The 12,861-nt window shown below is 56.2% G+C and carries 10 protein-coding genes; 9 read left to right on the forward strand and 1 reads right to left on the reverse strand.

The features are described 5' to 3' along the window. Nucleotides 1–606 precede the first annotated feature (606 nt). The 8 genes from rpmH to ACFE0K_RS07955 all read left to right on the forward strand — a co-directional run bounded on the left by rpmH (nucleotide 607) and on the right by ACFE0K_RS07955 (nucleotide 10,397). On the forward strand, nucleotides 607–741 hold the full coding sequence (rpmH, locus tag ACFE0K_RS07920; RefSeq protein ID WP_011590025.1) for a 50S ribosomal protein L34: 135 nt from the start codon (nucleotides 607–609) through the stop codon (nucleotides 739–741). Nucleotides 742–779: 38 nt separating this feature from the next. Beyond that, nucleotides 780–1,145 (forward strand): ribonuclease P protein component, encoded by a 366-nt coding sequence (rnpA, locus tag ACFE0K_RS07925; protein WP_434535550.1) that lies wholly within the window; start codon nucleotides 780–782, stop codon nucleotides 1,143–1,145. A gap of 40 nt (nucleotides 1,146–1,185) precedes the next feature. Continuing rightward, the gene (gene yidC, locus ACFE0K_RS07930; protein ID WP_434535551.1) at nucleotides 1,186–2,922 is read left to right on the forward strand and encodes a membrane protein insertase YidC; all 1,737 of its coding nucleotides are present in this window, start codon (nucleotides 1,186–1,188) and stop codon (nucleotides 2,920–2,922) included. Between the two features lie 96 nt (nucleotides 2,923–3,018). Then, nucleotides 3,019–4,389 (forward strand): tRNA uridine-5-carboxymethylaminomethyl(34) synthesis GTPase MnmE, encoded by a 1,371-nt coding sequence (gene mnmE / locus ACFE0K_RS07935; RefSeq protein ID WP_434535552.1) that lies wholly within the window; start codon nucleotides 3,019–3,021, stop codon nucleotides 4,387–4,389. A 366-nt stretch (nucleotides 4,390–4,755) separates the two neighbouring features. Beyond that, on the forward strand, nucleotides 4,756–6,279 hold the full coding sequence (locus ACFE0K_RS07940; RefSeq protein ID WP_434535553.1) for a hypothetical protein: 1,524 nt from the start codon (nucleotides 4,756–4,758) through the stop codon (nucleotides 6,277–6,279). Nucleotides 6,280–6,285: 6 nt separating this feature from the next. Next, a complete protein-coding gene (locus tag ACFE0K_RS07945; protein ID WP_434535554.1) occupies nucleotides 6,286–7,611 on the forward strand; it encodes a hypothetical protein in 1,326 nt (441 codons plus the stop codon). 13 nt (nucleotides 7,612–7,624) lie between these two features. Beyond that, nucleotides 7,625–8,290 (forward strand): hypothetical protein, encoded by a 666-nt coding sequence (locus ACFE0K_RS07950; protein WP_434535555.1) that lies wholly within the window; start codon nucleotides 7,625–7,627, stop codon nucleotides 8,288–8,290. Beyond that, complete coding sequence (locus tag ACFE0K_RS07955) at nucleotides 8,280–10,397, forward strand: DUF6160 family protein (RefSeq protein WP_434535556.1); 2,118 nt, start codon at nucleotides 8,280–8,282, stop codon at nucleotides 10,395–10,397. The genes ACFE0K_RS07950 and ACFE0K_RS07955 overlap by 11 nt, the downstream gene beginning before the upstream one ends. Here the strand turns inward: ACFE0K_RS07955 and ACFE0K_RS07960 are convergent. Next, complete coding sequence (locus ACFE0K_RS07960; RefSeq protein WP_434535557.1) at nucleotides 10,394–11,239, reverse strand: GIY-YIG nuclease family protein; 846 nt, start codon at nucleotides 11,237–11,239, stop codon at nucleotides 10,394–10,396. The genes ACFE0K_RS07955 and ACFE0K_RS07960 overlap by 4 nt on opposite strands. A gap of 106 nt (nucleotides 11,240–11,345) precedes the next feature. On the opposite strand from ACFE0K_RS07960, the gene ACFE0K_RS07965 reads away from it, so the two are divergent. Further along, complete coding sequence (locus tag ACFE0K_RS07965) at nucleotides 11,346–12,725, forward strand: class II fumarate hydratase (protein WP_434535558.1); 1,380 nt, start codon at nucleotides 11,346–11,348, stop codon at nucleotides 12,723–12,725. Nucleotides 12,726–12,861 lie beyond the last annotated feature (136 nt).

A 12,861-nucleotide genomic window follows, 5' to 3' on the forward strand; every position in this document is an offset into this window, starting at 1 on the left:
ACACGCCTTATTATCCTGAAACGATACTGTGCTCCGCCTCCCTCCACTGAGGCAGGAAGAACAAGAACACGGGGCCCGACCGCGACAGAAATCACAGTCCAGCGGCACTCTCAGGCCCTGAATCGTCTTTTATGAACTGAATGAAAATTCGGTCAATGAACCGGAATCGAGCCCGTCATTCTACCCCCTCCAAGCGATAACTATCCACAGGACAGCCAGGATTTTTCCGGCTTTATTTCTGTGGATAACTAGGGCCATAACCCTGTGTGGGGATACAGGTACAACCCGGTGGACAACTACAGGAACAACTTATACCCACATTTAATGACAGCTCGTCCCCTGCTCGTCCCCAGTACTTACACACAGTGGTACGCAAGTTATCAACGAGCTAAATTGTTGATTCAAATGGATTAAATCCACTTACCCACAAAAAACGGCTTCCCCTATAATAACCACTACTACAAAAAACATTTAAATATTTAAGTTCTATTAACAGTTCTCTCCAGCACGCCTTGAACTTGCCTGAAAAGCCGATTGACAGGGGATTTCGCTTTCCCTAGACTTGCCGGCCTTCCAATTGCTGTCTCATTCCATGGGGAAGACACCATGAAACGCACATTTCAGCCCAGCGTACTCAAGCGCAAACGTGCCCACGGTTTCCGTGCTCGCATGGCGACCAAAAACGGTCGCAAAATCCTGGCCGCTCGTCGTGCCAAGGGTCGTAAGCGGTTGGCTGCCTGAGCCAACCGTTTTACTCTGCCCTCCTGGCTGAGGTAACAGTGCCAACAAACCGGGCTTTTACCCGCCAGCACAGACTTCTCACCGGACCCCAATATCAGACCGTATTCGACCACTCCAGATGGAAGGTGGGGAATGCGGCGTTTCTGCTGTTGGCTTGTCCCAACCAGCAGGCTCTGCCCCGGTTGGGATTGGTGATTGGTCGCAAGCGCGCCAAACGTGCCGTCGACCGTGGCTGCGTCAAACGCAGAGCCCGGGAACAGTTCCGCTTGCGGCAGGCGCAGCTGGCAGGTCTGGACATTATTTTGCTGGTTCGCGGACGTGTGGATCACCCGGACCCTGCAGAAGTCACCGACCAGCTTGGCAAGCTATTCGACAAGCTGCTTGCTAAGTGCGGGCAAGCTTGAGAAACTGCGGCCCGTTTTTCTCGCCACAGAATAGTCTGTTATGGAAATCCAGCGCGCCCTTGTAATTACCGGCATTGCCATCGTTTCCTACCTGATGATTCAGGCCTGGCAACAGGATTATGCCAACCCGACCCAGCCAGCCCCCGTTGAGGAGGTTGCGCAGAGCGCGCAAGGCAATGGCGACGGACTCGACCTGCCTTCCCCCCAGGCAGACGATGTGGATAACGGTATTCCCTCTGCCCAGACAGAGCAGGTTGACGCCCCTTCTTCCGAATCCACTGAAACCACAGCTCGCCAGGAACGCATTCGGGTCAACACCGATGTGCTGCGGGTGGAAATCGATCCTCAGGGTGGCGATATCGTTCGCCTGGCATTGCCTGAGTACCCTCATCATGTGGATACCCCGGACCAGCCCTTCGTGTTGCTCGAGCAGGATGCCAGCCGCACCTATGTGGCCCAGAGCGGTCTGATTGGCAAGAACGGCACCGATTCCAGCGCCGGCCGTCCACGGTGGAGTGCAGCCAAACAGAGCTACCAGCTGGATGAAGGCACCCAGGAACTGAACGTGGACCTGACCTTGCGTCAGGATAATGGCGCCGAGCTGGTCAAGCGTTTCACCTTCGAGCGTGGCAGCTATCTGGTGCGTGTCAGCCATATTGTTCGTAACCAGGGCAACAGCGAGTGGTCCGGTGCCTTGTATGGCCAGATCAAGCGTGATGGCAGTGAAGATCCCGGCCTGTCCAATAGTGGTTTTATTCCCATGCCCACCTATCTGGGTGGCGCCTACTGGGACAGCGAAACGCCTTATAACAAACTCGATTTTGAAGAAATGGCGGAAAACCCGCTGGACCTGACGGTCCAGGGTGGCTGGCTGGCCATGGCGCAGCACTACTTTGTGTCTGCCTGGATACCCGATGCCCAGCAAAAAAACCATTACTCCAGTGTGCATCTGGAAAAGCGCGGCCAGTACCTGCTGCGCTTCGTATCGCCCACCATCAAGGTGGCACCGGGTGAAGAGAAAGTGCTCTACGCTGAGGTCTATGCCGGTCCCAAGCAGCAGGACAAGCTGGAAGCGATTAGCCCCGGCCTGAACATGACCGTGGATTACGGCTGGTTGTGGTTTATTTCCCAGCCGATCTTTGCCCTGTTGGTATTCCTGCAGAGTGGTGAAGTGTCCGTGTTCGGCATGGATATCGACATTGGAATGGGCGTCGGTAACTGGGGTGTGGCGATTATCCTGCTTACGCTCACTATCAAGGCGATCTTCTTCAAGCTCAGTGCCACCAGCTATCGCTCCATGGCGAAAATGCGCAAGGTGGCGCCGGAAATGCAGCGCATCAAGGAGCAGAACAAGAACGACAAGCAGAAAGCGCAGATGGAAACCATGAAGTTGTTCCAGCGCGAAAAGATCAACCCGCTGGGTGGTTGTCTGCCCATGCTGGTTCAGATGCCGGTGTTTATCGCGCTTTACTATGTGCTGCTGGAATCCGTGGAACTGCGCCAGGCACCGTTCTTCCTGTGGATCAACGATCTGTCGGTGATGGATCCGTACTTTGTGCTGCCGATCCTGATGGGCGCTTCCATGTTCCTGCAGACCCGTCTCAACCCGACCCCGGCTGACCCCATGCAGGCCCAGGTGATGAAGTGGATGCCGGTGGTATTCTCCGTGTTCATGCTGTGGTTCCCGGCGGGTCTGGTGTTGTACTGGCTGACCAACAACATTCTTTCCATTGCCCAGCAGTGGGTGATTACCCGCAAGATCGAAAACGAGGGATAACGGCCTCGAACCGCTGTTCTTCACAAACCGGCCGGGATTTCCCGGCCGGTTTTGTTTTATGCTGATGCTCCTTTTCCGGCCTTTCAGAATCACCTCATGTCGAATACTGCCCAGGACACCATTGTTGCGATTGCCACGGCGCCCGGGCGGGGTGGTGTTGGCGTGGTGCGTCTATCAGGGCCTCACGCTGAAGATATCGCTGGCAAGCTGGTGGGAGGTCGCTCACTGACCCCGCGAATGGCACATTTCGCCAGATTCAGGGATGCGGATGGCGAGGTTATCGATGAGGGGTTGGTGATTGCCTTTCCCGCGCCTCATTCCTTCACTGGTGAGGATGTGGTGGAGCTGCAGGGCCATGGCGGCCCGGTGATTCTGGACATGCTGGTGGCGGCCTGCATTGCCGCTGGCGCCCGCCAGGCCCGTGCCGGGGAGTTTTCCCAACGGGCGTTTCTTAACGACAAGATGGATCTGACCCAGGCCGAGGCCATTGCCGACCTGATTGATGCGGGTACCAGCGCTTCAGCTCGCGCCGCCCTGCATTCCCTGCAAGGGGTGTTCTCCGACGAAGTGAATCGTCTGGTGGAAGACCTGATTGGCCTGCGCATCTATGTGGAAGCGGCCATCGATTTCCCGGAGGAGGAGATCGACTTTCTTTCCGACGGTAAGGTAGCTGGGGATCTGCGCGACTTGCGCGCGCAGTGCCAGCGGGTACTGGAGGAAGCGAACCAGGGGCGCCTGGTGCGGGAGGGCATGACCCTGGTGATCGCCGGCAAACCCAACGCCGGCAAGTCGTCCCTGATGAACGCCCTGGCGGGGTTTGATGCCGCCATCGTCACCGATATCGCCGGCACTACCCGGGATGTGTTGCGTGAAGCCATTCAGCTCGATGGTATGCCGCTTAACCTGATCGACACCGCCGGGCTGCGTGACAGCGCTGACGTGGTGGAGCAGGAGGGGATCCGCCGTGCCTACGCGGAAATGAGGAAGGCGGATCGTTTGCTGGTCATGGTGGATTCCCGTGAGGGTGAGGTTAATCCACAAGATATCCACAGCTTGTTGCCGCAGAGTCAGCAGCAACTGGAAAACCTGGATCTGCCGGTCACCGTCGTGCTCAACAAGGCCGATTTGTCCGGCATGGCCACCGGCCGTCGTGATAACGGCAGCTTTGTGATCTCTGCCACCACCGCGGATGGTCTTGCTGATCTGCGCGAACACCTGAAAGCCGCTGCCGGCTATCAGGGGGAAGGGCAGAGCCGCTTCTCCGCGCGCCGCCGCCATATCACTGCCCTGGAGCTGGCTTTGGATGCCCTGGACAAGGGCGAGCAGCAACTGCATGGCCATGCCGCTGGCGAATTGCTGGCCGAAGACCTGCGCGCCGCCCAGAAGGCTCTGGAAGAAATTACCGGTGCCTTTACCGCGGATGATCTGCTGGGTCGGATTTTCTCTTCCTTCTGTATTGGTAAATAAAAGAACGCCATCACCACCATGGATTTAAGGTGGAACGCTCTCCGTCCGCAATAGTTACTCACAACCTTCCCGGTTGGCCAAATATCCCCATTCCTGACCAAAGCGCTCATCGCAGAAATGAGCGGCCAAGCCCTTTCAAATCAAAAGCCTATCCATGGGGTAAACACATAGTTTTGTTTTGAGCATTGAGTTGCATAACAGTTGCGCTAGGTTTGCTGGTGACTGACTGGTCATAAATGTGAACGGCTGTACATAAAACAATAACAACGCAATGAGGTGAGCATGCTCACCAGACTCAAGCATAGACACTGCATCAGCTTATCCCGGGTTTTGCTGGCTTTCCTTGCGGCTGTCCCGATGCCAGGTATGGCTGCACTGGAATCCCTGGATGAAGAAAGCCTCTCTCAGGTGACCGGCACGGGGCTGGCTATTGGTTTCGAGGATTTCCGCTGGCTGATCAAGCCCACCAGTTATTTTGAACAGGTGGGTTCTGATCCAGCAGGGAACACCACGTTGCAACGGGGAGATCTTCGCTGGTATGGGGTGAACATTTCCGGTGCGGGCGCCGGGGGTTTTCATTGGGATGAAAGCGGCGGAAATTTCGGTACGTCTTGTGATGCCTCCAGTCTGGGTTGTCCCCGTGGTGGGCTAATCAGTGATTTTGCTCCCCATGATAATCCTTACCTGTTACGGGCTTTCTCTCCCAGTGGTGTCAGCTACGATGGTTCTATTCTCAACAATGACCCCAATAACCCAGACAAGACGATCTATGAATATCTGGCGCCCAGTGCGCAGCCGGATTACACCTTTTCTTTCTGGGGGGAACTCGAGGTAGGGCGCACCGGTAATAACGATAACCTGACGGTGGGTACCCGCGATCTGCTGAAAACCCAGACCATCATCCGGGGTAATGCGGCCAATTCTGCCTTCCGTCTTTTCCAGTTCACCCAGCCGGGTAACGAAACCTTTGCCATTCTCTATCACAGTCGCCTGCAGGGAGACTTTCGATTTTCTGCTGCCCAACATGATGGTCCAGGTGCTAGCGATGTGGTGGGGCAGCCGGTGAGGTTTGATGCCCTTGAAGGTCTGCATTTTAAAAATGTGGACGCGTACGTTCCGCTGGGACAGCTTTACTATCAGGCGCTGACGCTGAATACAGTACCGTCACAAGACGGTAATTTCATTCTGGAAATTCCGCGTCTTCCCGATGTTCCTACTCATACAGCGGTTCATGATCATTTCTATTCCCTGGCGGTACCGGACAGTCCTGATGCCGGTTACATCACTGCCCGGGCAGCGTTATTGACCAATACCCCGGGGGCCACGCCATCCCATACGGTGGATGATTCCTACTTTGTCACCCATGGCTATTCACGTTGGGGGGACTGGTATCCCTGTCGAGGAATGGGTTGCCCGCCTATATCGACAACGCCTTCGCCGAATCGCAATGCCTACAACGATACCGATGACGGGATCTTCTTTCGAAAGTGTGAAAGCTGCGAGGACTTCGATGCGTTCGCTTACATGATCACGGCCGTGGATGTGCGGCCAGGGCAGGATCAGTACTCCTGTCCGGGAGGTAGCAATTGTGGTGATTATGCGCCGCGTGGGGGAACCGGTGGAGTTGCCGATCGCTACTATCGTCAGGCGGTTAACTGCACCGCCAATAATGGCAGTGACTATCAATGCGGGTATGGCGGTAGTTACAGCGTCAATGCAGGGGCTGATTACACCACGGTGAACAAGACCAATCCATCCACGCTGTTGGGGGTACCAGGTACCAATACTCTTCCTGTCATCCGCACCGGTGCAGCAAACCTGGGGGATGCCCGGGCCGAAGGTTTACAGGTGAATTACATGAAATTCACAAGCTATGGCGCGGGAAACTAGGGAAAGATGATGATAAAAAAAATAACAGCATTCCCTGAAAGAAATGGCTTTCTGGGAGCGATTTTACTCTTCTTCTGTGTAACACACGCGTTTGCGTTTAATACGGCTGGAATGAGCCCGCTTGATGATGATCAGATGAGATCGGTAACCGGACAGGGGCTGATTGTTTCCGACAAGATATCCGGTAGTGCATTAGCCAATCCGAATGCTTATTCAACACCATTCGAGTTTTACCGAATCGGTCTGGATGGTGAGCTTCAGCTTAATCTTAACGTTTCAAAGTTGCAGTTGGGATGTGGGGGTATCAACGACCATCTTTCCGGTCATGCAGGGTGCGATATCGATATTGATTACCTTAGCCTGATGGGACGAAAAGGAACCGATATCGGTGATCCTGGCAGTCCATTCACACTGGACAGACCTTACATAGAATTCGCGGTAAAGAATGATGATTCAACGACACTGCGTGAAATTGCCGGTATAAAAATAGGCGCCCAATCTGCTGACGGTGCGATCAGCGCAGGGCGCCGTTACTATTCAAACAACGCTGTCAATCAGGAAAATACCGCTTTCGCGACAACCTGTGATACAGCTGCTGTGACGGGCTCAGGTGTAGTCGGTTGCCATTCCGGGATAAACAGCGTCAGCGGTTTTCTGGGTTCAGAGCTTTCACTGACCATGGATATCGAAGCCAGGTTGCTGAGTATCTTTACAATAAGAGCAACAGGTTGCACTGGCAGAACCAGTATTGGCCATGATGATTGTGGTAATAATCTTGGTGATGCTCTATTTGTGGATCTGGCAGGCACCAGGATGCAAACACTAGGCTTACAAGCTGCTGAATTGAAGACGAATAATCTTGAGTTCCTGGGCGGAAATTGTGGCTTTTTCAACCCTCTGGCCTGTGCCGCCGAAGCAGTAATGGACACGGTTTTTGCCAGCCTCAACACAGATCTTCGTAACGTACACAAGCTGACATTTGAAGAGGCTTCCGACTTTTTCCTTTCTTTTCAGCGAGAGCCGATCGCTTACCCCAGGTACAGCAAGATGACGCCCATACAAGAGCTGCCCCCCGGCGCTTTTGATATCTGTGCCACAGGGAATGCCACCCCCCGTTGCTCAAGTGGTTATGCGGTGCCAGCAAATACCGGTTGGTGGCTCAATGCACCGTCAGTAAAACTGCTGGATGTGTACAACCCCAATGCAGATCTGGGTAACCGCGGCATTGATGAGGCCATTGCCTTGCTGGGAGCGCCGGGCTTGCTACTGGAGCATCCGGAGTTTGATCTGGCGCCCAAACAAAACTGCTACGGCAGCACAATGTTTTGCTGAAAGAGGAAAGGAGATGTCCGGCTACGAAACGTCATCAAAAAATATCACTCCTTTTATCCTGGTGTTGTTGGTGCTGTTCGCTTGGGGTTATCCGATTAAGGGGAAAGCGGATGCCATGACACCAATGGACGACAATGAGCTGCAGTCGATCAGTGGTGGCGATGCCATTCAGCTAACCTTGCGGTTGCGCAACAATGTGGGAAAAGACAACACACCGGATATGGCCTGCGGCGGTACCCCTGATCCCTGCAGGCTGGGGCTGGAGTTTGTGGCACGTGAAGGAAACTGGCTGGTGTTGAAGGATTTTTACGGCAGTCTGGCGATTGAAGATGCCCGACTGGAGGGCGCCTTTCTCAGTAATACCGGTTCCAGTTACCGGGACCTGAGTCGTTTTGAAGATGCGGACGGCAACTGCCTGCTTTCCCCCTGTAACCCGGATGGCCTGCCGGCAATCCAGCTTGATTACCCCTTCGCCAAGGGGCCGGGTGAATATCAGGACATGCGGACCTTTCTGAATATCGGGCGCTTGGCAATAGAAGTTGACGATGGCTCCACCCCCGGGTTCATGCTCGATAACAATCCCGGTAGTGCACTGGCATTCCGTATGAGTGATTCGGCCAGCACTAACGGGGACATGCAGATGCGTTTTGACGGGAGGGCGTTTCTGTATGGTTTCTGATAACCGACCTCTGCTGATTCTGACGCTATTGCCACTTTCTTCTGCGGCCATTGCCATGACACCGATTGATGACAGTGGTCTGGCTGATATTCGTGGTCAGGACGGACTCACCGTCAATTTGCAAAGTAGCGGCGCCATCCAGGCCCAACAGCTGAACTGGATAACAGATAGCGGCAACGCACAGGCTGGAACCTGTAGTGGCGGCGTCACCGATCAGCATGCCTGCACACAACTGAATGGTCTCACCCTGCAGGGAGACGGCAACCCGCTAAGCGCACAACTGCAACTGGATGTGGGGAGTGATGGCAACGTTCCTCTGTTGGCATTGCAGTATGGCTGGCAACCTTCCTTGTTCACCCTGGACGGGATGACCCTGCAAACCGGGACCAATCCTGCTTATGCGGGGCACTCTCTGGGCCAGGTCGGGTTGTATTCGCAAGGCAACCTGACGCTGGTGAACCAGGGGATCTTAAGCACGAATGGCCAGCATGCCAGTCTGGACTTTTCCATGACCGGTGACTGGATATACCGACAGGGCGGAGCCGGTAGTGCGGAGATGAGCATTGGTAATCTGATGGTACAGAACCGGTTTACCAACGGCCCGGCCGGGGGGCATGTGCCCGCCAGGGGCACTATCGGGATCGACAACAACGGCTTGTTGCTGGAAGCGGATCATACCTATACCGCCTTGCAATTCGACCTGATGTACAAGGCATCGCCGGGGAATTTTGATCGCTCGGGGCGCCAGCCGCTACTGCACGGTGCCTGGCTCGGCGGCCTGAAAGATGCCCGGGTGCAGGTGTCTGCCGGTGGGCTCGGTTACGGCTATATTGGGACCTCGCCCAATGGCCATTGGGATTACGCCGGGACCAATACGACCCGTTCCGAAGGGCTGACGATTCAGACCCAATGGGATTACGACACGGATTTCCAGCTTCGACTGGGCCATGCGGACGGTGACCGTACCCGCATGGAGCTGGTGAACTGGCGCCGACTGGGCAATGGCCCCGGCCCCATGTTCGCACTGGATGCCATTCTGGATGTGGTGCAGAACAACACCGGGCCGGCAGGCCTGTGCTTTGGGGGCGGCTTTAGCAGCGGGCAGCCGGATAGCGGGTTGTGTACCAGTGCGGGGGGCGTGTTTCACCCTACCCGGGTAGCGGCCGGTGAATCGGCCTTTGCCGTCCTGCTGCGCAATGGTCATCTGCATGCCTACAGTGAACAGTTGACGGTCACCAACCCCACCAGTGGCTGGTCGGATAGCTATGACTGGGGGATTGTTCTCACGCTGGGCAAGCTGGATGCGGATATCCTGGCGTATCCCCAGGGGCCCACCGGCAATGTGGGGCTGCGGGCAGACGCTACCGTCATGGTGCAATCACCGGGATTCTGGGACGCGGCCAATAGTGCAGATCCGTTGGTGCGTGCGGCGGCGGCGGATAACTGGCAAACCCATTCCCATTTTCTGTTCGCCGATACCTCCAGCGAGGTTGCGGTGGGCCTGTTGAATAATGACCTGTTGTGGGAAGCGCGGGACCTATATCTGACGCTCGGCGATACCGATCCGGCATTTCCGGATCTGGCCTCAGGGATCATGCTGCGTACCGATACCCTGTCTCACTATCAAGTACGAGGCCTGCTGGGGGCGGGTAGTCTCAGCGATCTGGGTGGAGCCACTGCCAATGTGGCGCTGTGGGATTTCAATTTGTCCGCTGACCAGTTCCGTTTCGTACTTTACCCGGCCACTGCCGATGGTCTGGCAACCCTGGGCTTTGATGGCTATATGAATCTGGACGGCAATGCGTATTTGTCACTGGCAGAGGTGTCCAGCCCCCAGTCAGCGTTCCGGCTATCCAATGTCAGCGGCAGCATCGGCTGGCGTAACGGCAATGTGGTGCTCAAATCCGGTGATCAGAACAGTGACGGCTTGCCCAGCCTGACCATCGAAAATGAATTGTTGCTGGGGCAGAGTGCGGACTTTGGTCAGAGTGGTGGTGGTAACCCGCTGGTGGGACAGGTGGGATTCGGCGATCAGCAGTATGGTCGCATCGCCATGCCCGGTGGCACCTGGCACAGTGAAATCATTGCCAAGGTGCCGCCACCCTAGGTCAGCACAAAATGCGCCACACCCTGATCCAGAAAACGGATCAGCATACGGTAGCTGTCCAGATCAAAGCTGGCATTCGCATCCGGCGTAATTGCGGCGGATTCTGGTTGACGCTGCAGGGTGGTGAGATGACACCACTGATCAATCAGATGGTAGTCGGTTTGTTGGCGGCTCTCTTCACGAATCACCAGCATTCCAGAGTAAGGCCAGGCATGGATATGCTGGTCTTCAAGCGTTTCCTGCAACCGCTGGTTATGGCTGTCTCTCGTTTTCCTGCCGCAACAGGCGCCTTTGCAGCGGCCCAGCTGATAAGCAAAACAGGCGCCCTGGCGCCCCGCTTCCAGCCCGCAGATCCGCGGGCAAAGCCCGGCGTCGCGCACTTTGCTGTCCAGCAGGTTTTTTGCCTGGCGGGGGCTGCGAAACAGGCCATAACTGTCCTGTTGCCAGCCGTCGTCATCCACCAGCGGCCGGTATAAAACCGGAACCAGAAAACCGTGAATATCGGTTTCCAGCCGCCAGGTGTGTAGTTGACGATAACGTCGCTGGCGGCGGTTGAAGATGGGTTGGCGTTGCTTGATTTCCCGGTTTTCCAGCAGCAATGCGCCCAGTTCGCCGGCGGTGACCTGATGCTCGATGCGCCGAGTGAGGTGACATAGCCGCCCTTCCTTCTTATCCCGATGCCGGGCCGAAAAATGGCTTTTTACCCGTTGCCGCAGGTTGATGCTTTTTCCCACATAGAGCAGTTCGTCCTGCTCGCCAAAAAACCGGTAAATGCCGGGGAGGGCGGGTAGGTCAGCAAACAGGGCTGGATCGACAGCAAAGGAATCAGGATGTGCGCGCATGCCTTTAGTATCCATAGACAAACGCCATGATGTGGTGAAAGCGGGATGGATGAACTGACATTTTTCCCGTGCCATGATGGAGAAAATTCATTGCCAGGAGGCAACCATGAGCGGCCACGACACCGACACCCGTATCGAAACCGATTCCCTGGGCGAGGTGCAGGTGCCCAAAGCCGCTCGTTGGGGCGCCCAGACCCAGCGAGCGGTGGATAATTTTCCCATCAGCGGTCGCCCGTTGCCGCAGCGCTTCATTCTTGCGGTGGTACGTATCAAGCGCTGCGCAGCGGAAGCCAATCTCAAGCTGGAACAATTACCGGCGGACAAGCAGGTCGCCATTGTCGGTGCCTGTAATGATCTGCTCGATGGCCACCATCTGGATCAGTTTCCGGTGGATATTTTCCAGACCGGTTCCGGCACCAGCACCAACATGAACGTAAACGAGGTGATTGCCCACCTGTGTGCAGACGCCGGGGCCGAGATTCATCCCAATGATGATGTGAATCTGGGGCAGAGCAGCAACGACACGATTCCCACCGCCATCCATGTGTCCTCGGTACTGGCTGTCACCGAACAATTACTCCCCGCTCTGGAACATCTGATCGCGACCCTGGGGCTGCGTGCCCGCGAAAGCCGCGAGTTGGTCAAGACCGGTCGTACCCATCTGATGGATGCCATGCCGGTGACCGTGGAACAGGAAATGCAGACCTGGGTGCTGCAATTGCAGGATGCCAGCAGCCGCCTGACCCGGGCCCGGGATGAACTGTTGGCCATTCCGCAGGGCGGCACCGCGGTGGGCAGTGGTATCAATGCCCATCCGAATTTTGCCACCACCTTTGCGGATCAACTGGCCGATGAAACCGGCCTGGCTTTCCAACCCTTGCCGCATCCCTTTGTGGCCCAGAGCGCCCTGGATGGGCCGCTGAATCTGTCCGCCGCCCTGCGCGGGCTGGCAGTGGTGCTGATGAAGATCTGTAACGACCTGCGCTGGATGAACTCCGGGCCCATTCATGGCCTGGGCGAATTGCAGCTACCGGCCACCCAACCCGGTTCCTCGATCATGCCCGGCAAGGTGAACCCGGTGATCTGCGAATCGGTGACCATGGTGGCGGCCCAGGTGATGGGGCTGGATCAGGCCAATGCAGTGGCGGCCCAGAGCGGCAACTTCCAGCTCAATGTGATGCTGCCGCTGGTGGCCAGCAACCTGCTGGATATGACCGCCTGGCTGGGCAACAGCTGCCGTAACCTGGCCGACCGGGCCATCACCGGTATGACCTTCAATGAAGACCGCCTGGCAGAGGGCGTGGGCAAGAACCCGATTCTGGTCACCGCCCTGAATCCGGTGATCGGCTACGAGAAGGCCGCGAAGATTGCCAAGGAGGCCTTCGCCAGTGGTCGCCCGGTGATCGATGTGTCCGAGGAACAGTGCGATCTGTCACGGGACGAGCTGGAAAAACTGCTGGACCCGAAAACCCTGACCCGCCCCTGAATGGGTAGGGTGCACTGAGCCTCAGCCGAACTGCACCATTGACCACTCCCCGGTGCAGTTCGCCTGCGGCTCAGTGCACCCTACCTATCCTTCAACGCTTGGTGCTTTTATCCCTAGACACCGCGTCTACACCGAG

The organism is Alcanivorax sp., assembly GCF_051117345.1.
In the GTDB taxonomy this organism is placed as follows: Bacteria; Pseudomonadota; Gammaproteobacteria; order Pseudomonadales; family Alcanivoracaceae; genus Alcanivorax.

Coding starts and splice junctions, on each gene's coding strand:
- rpmH (WP_011590025.1), top strand. CDS start 607: ATGAAACGCACATTTCAGCCCAGCGTACTCAAGCGCAAACGTGCCCAC.
- yidC (WP_434535551.1), top strand. CDS start 1,186: ATGGAAATCCAGCGCGCCCTTGTAATTACCGGCATTGCCATCGTTTCC.
- mnmE (WP_434535552.1), top strand. CDS start 3,019: ATGTCGAATACTGCCCAGGACACCATTGTTGCGATTGCCACGGCGCCC.
- ACFE0K_RS07940 (WP_434535553.1), top strand. CDS start 4,756: ATGGCTGCACTGGAATCCCTGGATGAAGAAAGCCTCTCTCAGGTGACC.
- ACFE0K_RS07945 (WP_434535554.1), top strand. CDS start 6,286: ATGATGATAAAAAAAATAACAGCATTCCCTGAAAGAAATGGCTTTCTG.
- ACFE0K_RS07950 (WP_434535555.1), top strand. CDS start 7,625: ATGTCCGGCTACGAAACGTCATCAAAAAATATCACTCCTTTTATCCTG.
- ACFE0K_RS07955 (WP_434535556.1), top strand. CDS start 8,280: ATGGTTTCTGATAACCGACCTCTGCTGATTCTGACGCTATTGCCACTT.
- ACFE0K_RS07960 (WP_434535557.1), bottom strand. CDS start 11,239: ATGCGCGCACATCCTGATTCCTTTGCTGTCGATCCAGCCCTGTTTGCT.
- ACFE0K_RS07965 (WP_434535558.1), top strand. CDS start 11,346: ATGAGCGGCCACGACACCGACACCCGTATCGAAACCGATTCCCTGGGC.